A 15878-nucleotide genomic window follows, 5' to 3' on the forward strand; every position below is an offset into this window, starting at 1 on the left:
TAATTATATTTATATTTCTATTTTTATTTAATTTTATTCTATATTTTATATTAAATTAATAGAAATATTGTAAAAAAAAGTTTAAAAAAAAGGTGGTAATGTGTAAGTTTATTTATTACTTACTACTTTTTATAAAATATTTATATTGCTACATTGGTTGTGAATCTTAATGCTATACATATTAGCATAACTAGAATAACACCTATTACCACTTGTGTTGGTGATAATTCAATACCATAGTTTTCATCATTAAAGTATCTTACAAGTCCTGCTCCACTTGCAGGTAGTGTTTTTTTGCTTTCTTTAGCCATTGTTTTTCTCCTAAAATCATAAGAACTGATTTGTTTTAATATTGATTTTTATTGCGGTTTTTTCTTTATTTATTGAGCAAAATAAAATATATCTGATTTAATTTCAAGAACTAGAATTTTTCTTGAAATTTCTTTTTTTCATCTTAAAAAGATTATATATACTTATATATATTTTCAAATTATATTAAAACTTTGCATTATATACTACACTGCTTTTTTTTAATAAGAATTTTTTAATCTTTAACATGATCTTTAATCATTTTAAGAGCACAAAAGTCTCCACACATACTACACATCTGTTCATCTTCAACTTTTTGACTTTCATAATATTCACGTGCTGTATCAGGATCTATAGCAAGATTAAATTGTTTTTCCCAGTCAAATTCTTCACGTGCATGAGCCATGTCATTTTCATGTTTTATTGCTGATGGTAAACCTTTTGCTACATCTGATACTTGAGCTGCTATTTTTGATGCTATTACACCTTGTTTTACATGTTCTTTATTTGGAATACATAGATGTTCTGCTGGTGTAACATAACATAAAAAGTCTGCTCCACTAGCCCCCGCAATACTTGCTCCTATTGCTGCTGTTATATGATCATATCCTGGTGCAATATCAGTTACAAGTGGTCCAAGTACATAAAATGGTGCTCCATCACAGATTGTTTTTTGAATTTGCATATTTGCTTGAACTTGACGTATTGGTACATGTCCTGGTCCTTCTACCATAACTTGTACTCCAGCATCACGTGATCTTTTAACAAGACGACCAAGAGTTGTAAGTTCACGTATTTGTGCTATGTCTGTTGCATCATGAGTACATCCAGGTCGTAGTCCATCACCTAGTGATAGTGTTACATCATATTCACGACATATTTCAAGAAGATAATCATATTCTGAGTATAATGGATTTTCACACTCATTATGTACAATCCATGCAGCTGTAAGTGCACCTCCACGTGATACAATACCCATTAGGCGTTCTGAATCTTTAACAGCATTTACTGAATCTTGTGTTATTCCACAATGTACTGTTATAAAGTCAACTCCTTGTTTTGCTTGATTTATTATTGTATCAAATAAGATGTCAGGATCCATATCTACAATTGCTTTTTCATCTTTTGAAGTTCTAACTCCTGCTTCATATAATGGTACTGTTCCAAGTGGTATGTCTGTACGACTTCGTATTGCACGACGTATTTCATCAAGTTTTTCTCCTGTACTTAGATCCATCACAGCATCAGCACCATATTTTACTAGAATATCTAGTTTTTCAAGTTCATCATCTAAGCTTTCTTGTTCTGTTGATGATCCTATATTTGCATTTATTTTTGTCTTTAGGCTTTCTCCAATACCTGTAGGATGAGTATTTGCTGTAATATTTTTTGGTATTACTACTTTTCCACAAGCAATAAGTCTTCGTAGTTTTTCAACATCTACATTTTCATCTTCTGCTACTTGTATCATCTCAGGGGTTATATTTCCCATTTTTGCTTGTTCTAATTGTGTCACAATTTACTCTCCAAAAATTTAGTCAATTTATAAAATATATATAATCTTAAAATATTTTTTTTCTTAAAATAATTTCTATATCAAATATTATATTATAGTTCTAATTTATGTAAAATATAAAATATATATTTTCAAAAAAAGATTAAAAAAAAGGAAGATAAGAAGTTTTTAAAGTAGTTATTTATTTAAAGTAGTGGATTTGGTATATCTTCATCATTTTGTGGATATACATTTATACTTAGATCTTTTCCGGTTTTACGTAATCTATCATCAAGTAGTTTGTGTCCAGCTTCAGATGTTGCATACATTGATACTTTATCTCCATAATAGTAAGCTTTATTTTTTTGTGCATATTTACGTACATATTCTGATGCACATCCTGATACAATATCAGCATATTCAAATACATCTTTTATTTCATCTTCTGTTGCTGATGTTGTATGTGCTACAAGTATGTATATTGTTACATCATCTGGTAAATTCATTTCACGTATTTGTTTAATGAGTGGTGATGGTAGTATGGTTATGGCTATTTTTTTGTATCCTTTATCTAATGCCATTTTAAGACCTGCTATTGGATCAAGTGATGCAGTTTTAGGATCTAGAACATTTTCTATTCCTACATTTTCTATTACTTCTGGTATTGGTGTAGTACTAACTAGTGCTGATACTCGTCCTCCTACTCCTTGGATTATTTCAGGATCATCCATTAATAGTGTTCCTACTCCATCACATGCTCCTACTACTACATCTATATTTCCAAGTTCTTTGTTTGTTTTTAGTATTTCTGATATTCCTACAGATAGCATGTCATCTAGGCGTACTTTTCTTTGTGGTGTACACATTCCAAAGTCATCTATTCTATATTGAATGTTTTTCTTTATTGCTTCTGGTGTTATTTTTTCCATTTTATGATATTTATTAAATATTGGGCAGTAGTCTATTTCAGGTTGTTCTACTTTTGTTACTTTTCCATTTTCTATTGTTACTTTTGCTCTTCCTATTGCTTCAATTACGTGTTTATCTTTAATCATTTTTGCATCCTTTCTTTATTTTTTTTTATGTGTATTTATTATATTTTTTTTTAGTATTTTTAATTTTTAGTTTGTGAGTTATGAAACCATAAAATATAAATATGACTTTAAAGATATCTATTACTAAGTAGCCACGCCGGGGTGGCTCAGCTGGTTAGAGCGCACGGCTCATAGGGTATTAAGCAGAGCTCTGACTTTTTCCTGGGATACCGTGAGGTCGCGGGTTCGAATCCCGCCCCCGGCACTTATACTATTAAAAATAATAGTATGAGTAGTAAAATCTTTAATAAAATATAAAAATGTTATTTAACATTTACAATATTTTTTTCTTATTTTTATAAATACTAATTTTTTCTTAAATTTCAATATTATAATTCTATGATTTAATCATTTTTTTTATACATGATATATTAACAATTGTTATATTAGTTAAATGATATAAATAATTAATTAAGAAAATCCAAGAAAAAATAAAGGATGAATATATTATGGTAAATCTATATGATGAAATGATAACAAGACAAAAAGAAATATTTACAACCACACAACAAGAAAAACTTAAAAATACACCTGTATGTATAATAGGATGTGGAGGTCTTGGTGGTTCTGTAATTGAACAATTAATACGTGTTGGATTTGAAAATTTAACAATAGTCGATGAGGATGTATTTGATAAAACTAATATGAATCGTCAACTAAGATCAAATATTGACACAATAGATAAGCCAAAATCACAAATAACAAAAACTTACATAAAAAAAATAAATCCTAATGCTAATATTACCTCATATAATATGAAAGTAGATATGGATAATGTTTCAGATATTATAAGTAACTCTAAAATTGTAATTGATGCTGTTGATAATATATTTACACGTGTATTAATCTCACGTTTTTGTTATGATAATAAGCTTTTATTTATTCATGCTGCAATTGATGAAACCACAGGACAACTTACATCATTTAATCATAATACACCTACATATGAGGAACTTTTTAATCTTAAATCAAAAAATATGTCAATAAATGAAGCATGTGAATATTATAATAATATTAATTTTAGAAAACCTCAAGTTTTAGGTACAACTGCTGCTATTTTTGGATGTTTAGAGGTTAATGAGGTTATTAAACATGTTTTAAAATTAGATGATAGGATTTTAGCTCCTAATCTTTTACAATGGGATGTTTTTAGTCCTTTATCTTTAGATATTATTGAACTTTAATACATTTTTTACTATCTTTTTATGTTAGATTATAAAGTTTATTAGACTTCATGTTTTTATTAGAAATTTAATAGTTGTTTATAGTATTTTATTGTATTTTTTTTATATTTTTACTTTTTTGTGCTTATTTTTTTCTATTTTTTATTTCTTTTTTTATATAAATTTTTAAATATATTTTAATTACATATATAATAATATTATTTGAATTATGATAATATGAGTTTGAAACTTTTTTATGAGTTTAGTTTTAAATAGAGACTAGTTTCAAGGTTTTTTATCATTTTTTTATTTTAATAAAGTAATTATTCAAAATATTTAAATACTATTACTTTAAAAAATAAGCACAAGTAGGAAAAGGGCTTCCGACTATATGTATTTTTATTTAAGAAGAATAAAAAAAAATCATGAAAAAAACCCAAACTAGGAAAAAAAATATAAAAGAAAACCTTCAAAAAAAACACAAAAACAAAAGAATAATTTAACTTAGGTGAAAATTTTTATGTCAAAAAGAGATGACAAAATAGATGAAATTGTCAAAGCAATAGACGAATACGGTTCAAAATTTTTAAGATTCCAATTTGTAGATATACATGGAACACCAAAAAACTTATCAGTATCACTAAACCGACCAGATGATGTAGAACACATTATAGAAGATGGACTACTATTTGATGGATCATCCGTACCAGGATTTGTAGGAATCAACGATAGTGACCTCGCATTAAAACCGGATCTCAGCACATTTTCAACACTCCCATGGAGACCAGATGAAAAAGGAGCATGCAGATTCATATGTGATGTATATAATATAGATGGAACACCATTTGAAGGCGATCCAAGAGGAGTACTTAAAAAATCACTCAAAAAAGCAGAAGAAAGAGGATACCAATTCAACATGGGTCCTGAACCTGAATTCTTCTTAATTGAACAAGATGAAAAAGGAAACTACAAACCAGCAGACGATGCAGAATACTTCGATGTAGAGCCACTAGATCAAGGGCTAGATGTAAGAAAAGAAATAGTACTCGGACTTGAAAAACTAAACTTCAACATAGAAGTAAGCCACCACGAAGTAGCACCAGGACAACATGAAATAGACTTCAGATTTGATGATGCACTAAAAACAGCAGATGCAGTAGTAACATTCAAACAAGCAATCAAAGCAATGGTAGACAACCTTGGATATCAAGTAACATTTATGCCAAAACCATTCTTTGGAATAAATGGAAGTGGAATGCACTGTAACCAAAGTCTATTTAAAGATGGAAAAAACATATTCTACGACCCAGATACAGAAACACAACTCTCCCAAGAAGCAATGTACTTCATTGGAGGACTACTTGAACATGCAAAAGCATTATCAGCAATACTCTCACCAACAATTAACTCATACAAAAGACTTGTACCAGGATATGAAGCACCATGCTACATAGCATACGGATTAAGAAACAGAAGTACACTACTAAGAATACCAGCATCCCGTGGAATTGGAACAAGAATTGAATGCAGATCACCAGATCCATCATGTAACCCATACTTAGCATTTGCAGTACTACTTGAAGCAGGACTTGATGGAATGGATAATAAAATTGACCCAGGAGAACCAACAGAATTCAATGCATTTTCACTAACACAAGATGAACTAGCAGAACAAGGAATAGAAACACTACCAACCAGCCTCTGGGAAGCATACCACTCTCTAGAAAAAGACGAAGTAGTTAAAAATGCACTAGGAGATTATGTATACAACCAATTCTACAATATAAAAAGAGCAGAATGGGATGACTACAGAATACAAGTATTTGACTATGAACGTGAAAAATTCCTAAACATCTAAAAATTAGGGTATTTATATGAAAAATACCTAAAATTTAACCTCCCATACCTTTTTTTCATACTTTCAAAAATCTTCTAAAAAAATCCTAATTTAAACATCAAAAAAAATACATATAAAAGAAAAAAAATAGAAGCTAAAATTTAAAATAATTTTTTTAAAACTAATAAAAGAAGATTTAAAATAAAATATAGAATTCTCTTTTTTCACATGGAAAAAAACTAAGTCCTTTTAATATTTACAAAAATAAATAATCCAAAAAAAATCTTAAACTCCAAAAAAATGAAAAAAGAACTTAAAAAAAAACTAAAAAATATATGTAAAAACAACTTAAAAAAGGGGATGTGATTACTATTTCTATGAAACAAGAAACAGATATGAAAATGATGGAAATCTTACGTATACTCTATAATAAAAATGAAATACTAGGAGCTAAAGTCATATCAGAAGAACTAGAAAAACGTGGATATTCACTAGGAGAACGAGCAGTACGATATCATATGCACATACTTGATGAAAAAGAACTAACAGAAAAAGTAGGCTATAAAGGACGTAAGATAACTAAAAAAGGTATAGAAGAACTAAAAAAAGGACTAATATATGACCAAGTAGATTTCACATCCTCCCTTTTCCAGGAAAAAATGTATAATGTAACACTTGAACCTCGTACATCTAAAGGATCTGTTATTGTAAATCTTTCATCAATAAATGATCTTGAAAGTATAAAACCAATAATCAATGATGTATTTGATGTAGGACTAGCTGTAAGTGACAGATATAACATTATACAAAAAGATGATAAAAAATACATAGAAACTGTATGTGGAACAACAATAGATGGAGTATTTCAGAAAAAAGGAATAATATCAAAACCTATTTGTGGTGGACTTCTTCAAATTGAAGATAACATGCCAATAAACTTTATTGAACAAATATCTTATACAAAAACTTCAATAACACCACTTGAAGCATTTACAGGACAAGGATCAACATCAGTACTTGATGTAATAAGTAGTGGTACAGGTGTAATACCTGCAAACTTCCGTATGATACCAGCAGTTAAAAAACCTGAAGCTATACATATTCTAAATCAACTTGCAAAAATTGGAATATCTGGTGTTATAACAATGGGTGAAGTAGGAAAATCAGTACTTGGAATACCAGTAAATGATGGAATGATAGGAATTGCAATAATAGGTGGTGTAGCTCCACTTTGTGCTGCACAAGAGGAAGGATTTGATCTTAATGTTAAACTTGCTGATACTTCTGTTGAATATAGTAGTATGAAATCTGATAATCTCTACACACCAAAATTACCATTTAAAGCAGCACATTCAAAAGTAGATGAAGTAAGATTCTTAATGAACAAGATATATAATATAATCTCAGAAGTAACATATGATGTAAATAAAGAACAAGGAAATGTAATAACAAACATATCCTATCTAAAACGTGAATATCTTGATGATGCAATAGAAATAATGAATGAAGTATATAAGAAAAAACCAGAATACTGTGTGGGAAATAAGTACTCAGTAATTAATGCAAAAGATAATATGGTAGGAATTGCAACACTATGTAGTTTAACTGTTGATGGAATCCTTACAAATCATGGAGTAAGTTCAACACCAGAATATAGTGGTGTACTTGATATTTATGGAAATAATAAAAGATTCATTGATCTTATATCCTATGAAGGCTCATCAATAGATCCACATGAAATATTTATTAAAAAGAACATGCAAAACATTCAAGGATCACTAGATGATGATGGAAAAATACTAGCAAGTGTACATACAGTACCATATATAGCACGTGATATGACAATAGATATATTTGAATTACTTGAAGATTCAGGACTAGGAGCATTAAATGTTGGAAAACCAAATGAATATACATATAATGCACGTGTTGAAAAATATAACTTTGGATATGTACTTTCAGGTGGACTTAATCCAATAGCAGCAGTTCATGAAAAAGGCATACCTGTTGATGTAAAATCACTTGAAACAATAATGGACTACAACCTATTTGAAGAATTATGAGAAATTACCATAGTTATTATAAAACAAATAATAATAATGTATGTTATTTATCAAAATAACTTTAATAAATCTTAATTTTCTTAGATTTTTTTAAATTATTTGTTATTTCATAAATCAAGAGGTATAACAGACGTTATTTAAATAAATATTTATATTACATTAAAGAAAGATAATGAATAATATAATATTAGTGTTTGGTTTTTATAATGTGTGGTGTAAAAAGAAATGGTTAATTTTAACAAACAGCTATGTAATGGAATAGATAAATGTGAATCAAATGGTGTATGTATAGTGGTATGTGCACTAGATGCAATAGAAAATATAAATAATTACCCAAAGATAAATGAAGATGCATGCACAGAATGTGAATTATGCGTAAGAAACTGTCCAAATAGAGCATTTTCATTATAAAAACTCTAACCTTCCTTTTTTTATATTAATATAACAAACTTCTTTTTTTTTAATAAATAACAAAATTAAATAATCATTTTAAATAAATATAATAACAACAAAGTGATTAAAAAAACATTTTATTATCTTATTATTTTTTCATACAAAATGAAGTAGTAAGAAAAAAAATTAAAAGAATTTTATAGGAAATAAATACTATGATTTATGATGATGCATTAAATGACATAATAGAAAACGTAACAAAAACAACAAAAAATGTTAAAGATGAAGAAGTTACTCAAATGACAAAAATGCTAGAAGATGTAGAGAATATTTTTGTTATGGGACTTGGACGTTCAGGACTTGTTGCACGAGCATTTGCAATGCGTTTAATGCATCTAGGATTAAGTGTATATGTAGTAGGTGAAACCACAACTCCTGCAATATGTGAAAATGATTGTTTACTTGCAATATCAGGATCTGGAGAAACAAGTCACATAATAAGCACAACAGAAATAGCAAAAGGTATAGGATCAAAAATAATAGCAATTACATCATATCCTGAAAGTACATTAGGAAAACTATCAGATATCATAATACAACTTCAAGGAAGAACAAAAATAGATGCAGAAAACGATTATACCTCACGTCAAATTAGTGGAATGCACCAAACACTCTCCCCTATGGGAACAATTTTTGAAATAAGTGCACTAATATTCCTAGATTCAATAATAGCACAAATGATGGATGATCTTGGACAAACAGAAAAAGATCTTAAAGCTCGTCACACTGTACTTGAATAAAAAAAAATAGAAAAAAAAGAAAAAATACTTAACCACCCATTTTTACACTTTTTTTTATATGGATGAATTAACTACTATAACAACTTCATCTGTATTTGTAATATAGCGAAGTTCAATAATATCACTTAGTATACTTTTAATATTAATTTCAATTACCTGATTTAGAATTTCACCTTCAAGTTGTAAGGTTATAATAACATTATCATCTTCTATGTCAATAAATAGAATTTTACCAGGTATAAATATTCGATTATATGAAATTTGAAGATGAGCATTTTCCTTGAAGTTTTCTTTAATATAATCAATTAACTCATCTTCATATAAAATTACTTCATTAACCACTTAATAATACAACTCCCCTCTTTTTTTTCATTGTTTTATCCATAGTTGTGCTTTTCCACGTACTGTTTCATCACCCGTATAGAGGGCATATTTTCCAATATGATATTCTCCATTTATCTGTGGATTTTGTATTACTTCTTTTTTTGTGAATCCTTCAAGTATTTCACCAACATCTCCATTTACAACTATTATTCCACGTTTCATTTGTCCTGCAGGCCATTTGCTAATATTTCCATTTATTTGGATATATCCTCCAGTCATGTGTATTGCTGGTAGCATGTCACAGTTTCCATTTACTATAATTTCACCACCTGACATACATTCACCAAGTTGTCGTCCTGCATTACCATTAATTAGTATGCATCCTCCATTCATTCCACGCCATTCTCCCATGTAGGATGCTCCACAGAATTCTTTTACATCTCCATTAACTATTATGTTTCCACCTTGCATTTCACGTCCAACATAGCTTTCAGCATTACCATTAACTATGATTTCACCACCCTGCATTTGAGCACCAAGATGCATATCAACATTACCATTTGCTATGATTTGTCCTTTAGTCATACGAAGACCAATATATTTTACACGATCTAAATTTCCATTAATAATAATAACACATTCATCACCACTACTTGCTTCACCTGTAGTTGTTATATTAAAGTAGTCTGATAAGTTTTCTCGTCTATTTCCATGATAAATTAATGTGTTTTCTATTTCATCATCTGTTTTATCATATAATAGTTCTGGGAGTATATTGTCAAATTCAAGGGGAATTTTTGTATGTTGTTTCATAAATAAGTTTATTGTACGCATAATATAATCAAATCCTTTTTTTTCACTTTTATTTTTTTTTTCATGGTTTTATATCTACACGTTTTTCAGGTTTTGTGTAATGTTCTGGTACTCCATAGTTTTCATACTTAATTGTGTAGAATCTGTTAAATTCAGGCTTAATAGTTTCAACTAGTTTTTCTTCTTTTTCTTCAAGTCCACATACATTAGTCCATATATGACGACTTGGTGTTGTTTTTATAATTTTTCCATCTTTAACTAGTATTTGTCCATCTTTAATAGTATAAAGTGCATTAAGAAGCTTATCTTCAATAACTTTGGAGTTATTTTTAGAAGTTGGATCAAAATCATCCACATTAATATCATATACTGATACATCAGCTTTTGCACCTACACCAAGATGTCCTCTATCTTCAAGTCCTAGTATTTTTGCAGGTGTTGAACGTGTAATTTGTGCTATTTCATACCATGAATATTCTCTATCATAGGATGGTAGTGATGTTCTATTTGATGCCCATGGATGTACTTCATTATCTAGCATATCATTTAGTTTTTCATTACTCATAATCCATGATATTATCTTAGGATATCTGATAAATGGTCCTCCATTTGGTGAATCTGTTGTTAATACCATTTTTTCAAGATCTTTAACACCAAGTAGGAATTCTAATCCTATTGCCCATTGAAATGCACTTACTGGTGCTTTAGCTGAGTATATTGATGGAAGTAGTCCTGCTGCTGTTTCAACTTCAATATCTTTATTTGCCCATTTAAGTCCTGAAATCTTATATAGATCATACTGTGTTGGTGCATCTGCAGTCATTGTAGTTGTTTCATCAAATGTGATTTGTCCAATATCAAATGTAATATGATCATTATGATTTATATAATCAATAAGTTCATCTGCTGCTGATGTTACATCACGCCAGGTTGTTCCTGCATAGGAGTGAAACTGGATGTGTGTTGAATGAAGTATTTGATCACGTTTTACGTTTTTGTTTTTCTTAATATCTTTAACACATTCATATGTTTCTAGTGTTGTTTCATAATTACCAGGATGTCCTAGATCATTTGTATGTACATGTACAGAATGTGGTAATGCAAGATTTTCATTTACCTGTGTTAATGCTCGTATTACTTCACGTCCTGTTACATTCCAGTGTTCTTCTGGATCATCTAGTCCATGTACATTTTTTCCCCATCCCCATGCTTCACTTCCACATGGATTTACTATTTTAATTCCATATCCACGAGCTAGTTTTAGCCATTTTGATATGAATATAGATAGATCTTCCAGATTATTTTCTTTTACATATTTTAGCATAAACCAGTTATTTCCAAAAAGTGTAAGTGTTGGAATATCAAGGTTAGGAATTTCATTTATTTCCTCATGTGCATGTTTTGCTTCAAGTGGTGGTACTGCTGCTTCAGTTACTGTTGTATATCCCATCTTTGTATATCTGTATCCTATGGTTGGACATGTAGGTAGTGAAAATCCTGCTTCAAAGCCATGTATTTTACTTGTTGCTGGTTTTATTCCACGACGTATATCTTCAGGTCTGTATAATCTTCCTGTTGAAAGTTTAGGTCCTGCAATGTGTGAGTGAAGATCTACACCTCCTGGCATTAGAAGTTTTCCATTTACATTGATTCTTTTTGCATCTGTTGATACACTTTCAACTATTTTATCATCACATATGTAAATATCCTTTTTTTCTCCATTTATATGGTTTTTTGGATCGTATACTATCCCATTTTCTAGTATGTATTCCATAGCTTAGTTTTCCTCCTTTTTGTTTCTTATTTGTTGTAGTTTTTCATAGATATGTGATAGTATCCATCTATCTGAATGACAGTTTTCTGGTTTTTCTATTACTTTTTTCATGTATATTGGTATTGAATCCATACGGTATGCTGTTCCTTCAGTTTCAACTCCTACTCTGGTACTTGGTAGTACTACATCTGAAAGTTCTGTGAAAGGTCCCCAGTGTGTATCTATTTGTACTACTGGTATGTCTACTAAGTGTTTTATTGTATGTCCTGGAAATTGTATTACAGGATCTGCTGCTGTTGCCATGAAAAAGTCTGCTTCACGTCTATTTAATAGGTCAATTGTTGTGGTTTCACCTATCATGTATCGTGGATATCCACGTGCAAAGTCTACTCCATATGGATATCCTGTTTCACTTGTCATTGCCATGTTAAATCCATTTACATTGAAAAATCCACGCATTGGTAGCATTGACCATTTAGAGTAGGCATTTAAGTCTTCTACTACTTGTATTAGTATGTCTATATTTCTTTGTTTAGTTTCATTTTGTGTAAGTCCAAGTCCAAAGAATAATGCTCCATTTTCAGCATTTTTCATAGTTTCAGCAAGTTCATATATTTTTTCACGTTTTATTCCTGCTACTTTTTTGGCTTTTATTTTTTTTCCTTGTATTGCAACTTTAAGTGCATTAAAGAATGCATAATCCTGGTTTATGTCATATTGTATTACTTGATCTGATACTTTTGCTGTATTTGTATATTTAGGATCAATTGTTATAATTGTCCGATCCTCACGTCCATTTTTTCGGAAGTATCCTTGTGGAAATGTTGTGTATCGTGACATGTGTCTTGGATGATCATCCATTGGATTTGTTCCAACATATAATATTACATCTGATCTGTTTTTTACTTCTCCTAATGTCATTACAGGATGTCCTATGTTTTGGAATGCTTGTATTGTTGAGCCGTGACATATTGTTGATTGGTTATCTATTACTGATCCTGTCATTTCTGCGATTTTTATTCCTTCTTTTATTGCTTCAACTGATGTTTCACCCCAACCATAGAGTACTGGTCTTATACTTTCATTTAGTAGATGGGCTACTTTTTCTAGTGCTTCATCCCATGTGCATTCTGTTAGTATTCCATCTTCGTTTCGTATCATTGGATTTAGTAGTCTTTGGTCTTGGTCGTTTATTATTTTACTTGCACCAAGTCTGCATGCATGTCGTACTCCTACTATTTTTTCATCTTTTAGTAGGTATGTTATGTCATCACAATTATTTCCACAGTATGAACATGAACAGTTTTTAACTTCTTTATCATAATCTGTTATTGGTTGTTGTGTCATACTCATTTTATTCCCCTATTTTTTTATATACTGGTTTTTCACCAAGTGATTGTGTATTATCATGGTTGTATTTGTTATATGTTTGACTTATCAAATCAGTAGTTAGTAGTACTGGTTTTTCAGATTTTTTTATTGTTGCTTTTATTCCCTTATATGTTGGTATATTACAGCAGTATGTCTCAGGATTTACTACTATGTTAGCCCATGGTCCACGAGGTATGAATATCATGTTTTCATGTGGTGCATCGTGTGATTTTTTAACGTATAATGTTACTTCTCCCCACTTTGTTTTTACATCTATTTTGTCTTTACTTTTAAGATGTAGTTTTTCCATATCTCTTGGATCCATGAATGCTACTGCTGTTGATTGTCTGTATTCATCTTTTAGTGTTGATCCTTTTTTTTCATAGAAAGCTTGGATAATACTTGTTCCTGTATTTATTATTACATCAAGTTTGCACATTTTATTTGTCTCCATGGTATATTGCTTTTGTTGGACATGTAGTGTTACATATTAGGCATTCATTACATTTTTCTGGGTGAAATAGTTTTATTATTCCATTTTCAACTAGCATTATTACATCTGTAGTGTCAGGTCCATTTCCTCCTGTTATTTCAGGACATATTTGCTGGTTTATTGGACATACTATTACACAAGCTCCGCATCCTAGACAATGGTCTTGATTAATTTTTAACATTATAAAAGTATACTCCTATTTAAATTCATTTTTATCATTCATTATTGCCTTTTTTTTGTAAGATTATATTTATTAAAAATAAAAGGTAATATCATGTTTTTTTTTATTATTATAAAGGTGGTGATGTTCAAATTTTGTTGTATTAATATATTTTCTTTAAAAAAAAATCCCATTTTACATATTAATAGCTATTGTATATTATTTATGTATTTTTTAATTTATAAGAATTTATCAAACATTTTTTTTGATATATTTATGAGTTATTTATTTTTTAAAATTTAGTATGAAAATCTTATAAAATTTCTAATAATTTAATTTTTAAACTTTAAAATCAAGTATTTTTGTTATAAAATAAACTATCTAATTATAATAATAACTAATAATAAAGTATAATAATATATAAGCCTTTAAAAAAACTTATAGGTTGGTATGATAAATATGGGAAAAGTTAATAAATCAGAAATTGATGAAATACTTAAAAATTATGATAAAAAAGACATAACAATTGCAACATTAGGAAGTCACACAGCACTCCACATTCTACGTGGAGCAAAACAAGAAGGATTTAAAACAGCAGTAGTATGTGAAGAAGGAAAAGATGTACCATACAAAAGATTTGGAGTAGCAGATGAATTCATATACGTAGATGAATACAAAGACATAGTACGTGAAGATATCCAAGAACAACTTCGTGCAATGAATGCAATAGTAGTACCACACGGATCATTTGTAGCATATGCAGGATTAAGTAATGTGGAAGATAAATTTGTAGTACCAATGTTTGGAAACCGTGACATACTCCGTTGGGAAGCAGAACGTGACCTTGAACGTGACATGATCATGAATGCAGGAATTCGTATGCCAAGAAAATATGATGGACCTGAAGACATTGATAAAACTGTAATGGTAAAATTCCCAGGAGCACGTGGAGGACAAGGATACTTTATATGTTCAAGCTTTGAAGAATTCCAAGAAAAAATTGAAGAAATGAAATCACGTGACTGGATAACAGATGATGATGTAGCAGATGCACACATTGAAGAATATGTTGTAGGAACAAACTTCTGTATACACTACTTCTACTCAGTATTAAATGATGAAGTAGAAGTACTAGGAATGGATAGTCGTTATGAAACAAACATTGATGGAATTGTAAGAATACCAGCAGCAGATCAACTTGAAGCTAACATCAGCCCATCATATGTTGTAAGTGGAAACCATCCTGTAGTAATACGTGAATCACTACTTCCACAAGTATTTAAAAACGGAGATAACCTAGTTGCTAGTGCAAAAGAACTTGTAAAACCAGGAATGAATGGACCATTCTGTCTACAATGTCTTGTAAATGATGATCGTGAAATTGTAATATTTGAAATGAGTGCAAGAATTGATGGTGGAACAAATAGCTTCATGAACGGTTCTCCATATTCATACATACAATTTGGAGAAGAAATGAGTATGGGACGTAGAATTTCTCGTGAAATTAAAAATGCAATTGCAGAAGATAAACTAGAAGATATCATAACATAGATAATATGATTCTAAGTAATCATTAAATTTTCACCACCTCTGATATTTTTTTTTATCTTTGTAGAAAATCTTTTTTTACAAAATTTTTTCATTGTAAAGTAAATATTGGAGCTTTGTAGAAATCCCTATTTTTTTCATAGATTATTTGATTTTATGACCGTGTAAAAAAAATTTCAGGGTTTCAAAAAATTTTATAATTTTTAATCTAAATATTTTATTCGTTTAAAAAAGTTTAATT

At 29.6% G+C, this 15878-nt stretch carries 15 protein-coding genes and 1 tRNA gene; 7 read left to right on the forward strand and 9 right to left on the reverse strand.

Translation table 11 applies throughout. The annotated features are described in order from the left end of the window. Positions 1-140: 140 nt before the first annotated feature. The 3 genes from MSCUN_RS00265 to MSCUN_RS00275 all read right to left on the reverse strand — a co-directional run bounded on the left by MSCUN_RS00265 (position 141) and on the right by MSCUN_RS00275 (position 2859). On the reverse strand, positions 141-311 hold the full coding sequence (locus MSCUN_RS00265) for a preprotein translocase subunit Sec61beta (RefSeq protein ID WP_095609351.1): 171 nt from the start codon (positions 309-311) through the stop codon (positions 141-143). A gap of 233 nt (positions 312-544) precedes the next feature. Continuing rightward, the gene (gene thiC / locus MSCUN_RS00270) at positions 545-1825 is read right to left on the reverse strand and encodes a phosphomethylpyrimidine synthase (protein WP_095609352.1); all 1281 of its coding nucleotides are present in this window, start codon (positions 1823-1825) and stop codon (positions 545-547) included. Between the two features lie 185 nt (positions 1826-2010). Beyond that, positions 2011-2859 carry a methanogenesis marker 8 protein gene (locus MSCUN_RS00275; RefSeq protein WP_095609353.1) on the reverse strand — a complete coding sequence of 283 codons (849 nt, stop codon included), beginning with the start codon at positions 2857-2859 and terminating at the stop codon, positions 2011-2013. A gap of 135 nt (positions 2860-2994) precedes the next feature. Here MSCUN_RS00275 and MSCUN_RS00280 point away from each other — a divergent pair. The 6 genes from MSCUN_RS00280 to hxlB all read left to right on the forward strand — a co-directional run bounded on the left by MSCUN_RS00280 (position 2995) and on the right by hxlB (position 9154). Next, positions 2995-3103, forward strand: a tRNA-Met gene (locus tag MSCUN_RS00280). Between the two features lie 244 nt (positions 3104-3347). Further along, on the forward strand, positions 3348-4082 hold the full coding sequence (locus MSCUN_RS00285) for a ThiF family adenylyltransferase (protein ID WP_095609354.1): 735 nt from the start codon (positions 3348-3350) through the stop codon (positions 4080-4082). A gap of 499 nt (positions 4083-4581) precedes the next feature. Further along, positions 4582-5919: a type I glutamate--ammonia ligase gene (glnA, locus tag MSCUN_RS00290; RefSeq protein ID WP_095609355.1), complete on the forward strand. Its 1338-nt coding sequence runs from the start codon at positions 4582-4584 to the stop codon at positions 5917-5919. Between the two features lie 356 nt (positions 5920-6275). Beyond that, the gene (locus MSCUN_RS00295; RefSeq protein ID WP_095609356.1) at positions 6276-7961 is read left to right on the forward strand and encodes a DUF128 domain-containing protein; all 1686 of its coding nucleotides are present in this window, start codon (positions 6276-6278) and stop codon (positions 7959-7961) included. Between the two features lie 225 nt (positions 7962-8186). Next, positions 8187-8372: a 4Fe-4S binding protein gene (locus MSCUN_RS00300; protein WP_095609357.1), complete on the forward strand. Its 186-nt coding sequence runs from the start codon at positions 8187-8189 to the stop codon at positions 8370-8372. Positions 8373-8569: 197 nt separating this feature from the next. Further along, positions 8570-9154, forward strand: a complete 585-nt coding sequence (gene hxlB / locus MSCUN_RS00305) for a 6-phospho-3-hexuloisomerase (protein WP_095609358.1) — start codon at positions 8570-8572, stop codon at positions 9152-9154. 54 nt (positions 9155-9208) lie between these two features. Here hxlB and MSCUN_RS00310 read toward each other — a convergent pair whose 3' ends face one another. Genes MSCUN_RS00310 through MSCUN_RS00335 form a run of 6 tightly spaced genes read right to left on the reverse strand, consistent with a single transcriptional unit; the run spans position 9209 to position 14110 of the window. Beyond that, positions 9209-9496, reverse strand: coding sequence for a DUF2097 domain-containing protein (locus MSCUN_RS00310; RefSeq protein ID WP_095609359.1), 288 nt, complete (start codon positions 9494-9496; stop codon positions 9209-9211). 27 nt (positions 9497-9523) lie between these two features. Then, on the reverse strand, positions 9524-10312 hold the full coding sequence (locus tag MSCUN_RS00315; RefSeq protein ID WP_095609360.1) for a formylmethanofuran dehydrogenase subunit C: 789 nt from the start codon (positions 10310-10312) through the stop codon (positions 9524-9526). Between the two features lie 40 nt (positions 10313-10352). Continuing rightward, positions 10353-12065, reverse strand: a complete 1713-nt coding sequence (locus tag MSCUN_RS00320) for a formylmethanofuran dehydrogenase subunit A (RefSeq protein ID WP_095609361.1) — start codon at positions 12063-12065, stop codon at positions 10353-10355. Between the two features lie 3 nt (positions 12066-12068). Further along, positions 12069-13412, reverse strand: a complete 1344-nt coding sequence (locus MSCUN_RS00325; protein WP_095609362.1) for a formylmethanofuran dehydrogenase subunit B — start codon at positions 13410-13412, stop codon at positions 12069-12071. A 7-nt stretch (positions 13413-13419) separates the two neighbouring features. Further along, complete coding sequence (locus MSCUN_RS00330; protein WP_095609363.1) at positions 13420-13875, reverse strand: molybdopterin dinucleotide binding domain-containing protein; 456 nt, start codon at positions 13873-13875, stop codon at positions 13420-13422. A gap of 1 nt (position 13876) precedes the next feature. Next, positions 13877-14110: a 4Fe-4S dicluster domain-containing protein gene (locus MSCUN_RS00335; RefSeq protein ID WP_245837679.1), complete on the reverse strand. Its 234-nt coding sequence runs from the start codon at positions 14108-14110 to the stop codon at positions 13877-13879. A gap of 438 nt (positions 14111-14548) precedes the next feature. Here MSCUN_RS00335 and MSCUN_RS00340 point away from each other — a divergent pair, with 438 nt between their 5' ends. Next, positions 14549-15640 (forward strand): formate--phosphoribosylaminoimidazolecarboxamide ligase, encoded by a 1092-nt coding sequence (locus MSCUN_RS00340; RefSeq protein WP_095609365.1) that lies wholly within the window; start codon positions 14549-14551, stop codon positions 15638-15640. Positions 15641-15878: the final 238 nt, after the last annotated feature.

The organism is Methanosphaera cuniculi, assembly GCF_003149675.1.
Taxonomy (GTDB): Archaea; Methanobacteriota; Methanobacteria; order Methanobacteriales; family Methanobacteriaceae; genus Methanosphaera; species Methanosphaera cuniculi.

Coding starts and splice junctions, on each gene's coding strand:
- MSCUN_RS00265 (WP_095609351.1), bottom strand. CDS start 311: ATGGCTAAAGAAAGCAAAAAAACACTACCTGCAAGTGGAGCAGGACTT.
- MSCUN_RS00275 (WP_095609353.1), bottom strand. CDS start 2,859: ATGATTAAAGATAAACACGTAATTGAAGCAATAGGAAGAGCAAAAGTA.
- MSCUN_RS00285 (WP_095609354.1), top strand. CDS start 3,348: ATGGTAAATCTATATGATGAAATGATAACAAGACAAAAAGAAATATTT.
- glnA (WP_095609355.1), top strand. CDS start 4,582: ATGTCAAAAAGAGATGACAAAATAGATGAAATTGTCAAAGCAATAGAC.
- MSCUN_RS00295 (WP_095609356.1), top strand. CDS start 6,276: ATGAAACAAGAAACAGATATGAAAATGATGGAAATCTTACGTATACTC.
- MSCUN_RS00300 (WP_095609357.1), top strand. CDS start 8,187: ATGGTTAATTTTAACAAACAGCTATGTAATGGAATAGATAAATGTGAA.
- hxlB (WP_095609358.1), top strand. CDS start 8,570: ATGATTTATGATGATGCATTAAATGACATAATAGAAAACGTAACAAAA.
- MSCUN_RS00315 (WP_095609360.1), bottom strand. CDS start 10,312: ATGCGTACAATAAACTTATTTATGAAACAACATACAAAAATTCCCCTT.
- MSCUN_RS00320 (WP_095609361.1), bottom strand. CDS start 12,065: ATGGAATACATACTAGAAAATGGGATAGTATACGATCCAAAAAACCAT.
- MSCUN_RS00325 (WP_095609362.1), bottom strand. CDS start 13,412: ATGACACAACAACCAATAACAGATTATGATAAAGAAGTTAAAAACTGT.
- MSCUN_RS00330 (WP_095609363.1), bottom strand. CDS start 13,875: ATGTGCAAACTTGATGTAATAATAAATACAGGAACAAGTATTATCCAA.
- MSCUN_RS00335 (WP_245837679.1), bottom strand. CDS start 14,110: ATGTTAAAAATTAATCAAGACCATTGTCTAGGATGCGGAGCTTGTGTA.
- MSCUN_RS00340 (WP_095609365.1), top strand. CDS start 14,549: ATGGGAAAAGTTAATAAATCAGAAATTGATGAAATACTTAAAAATTAT.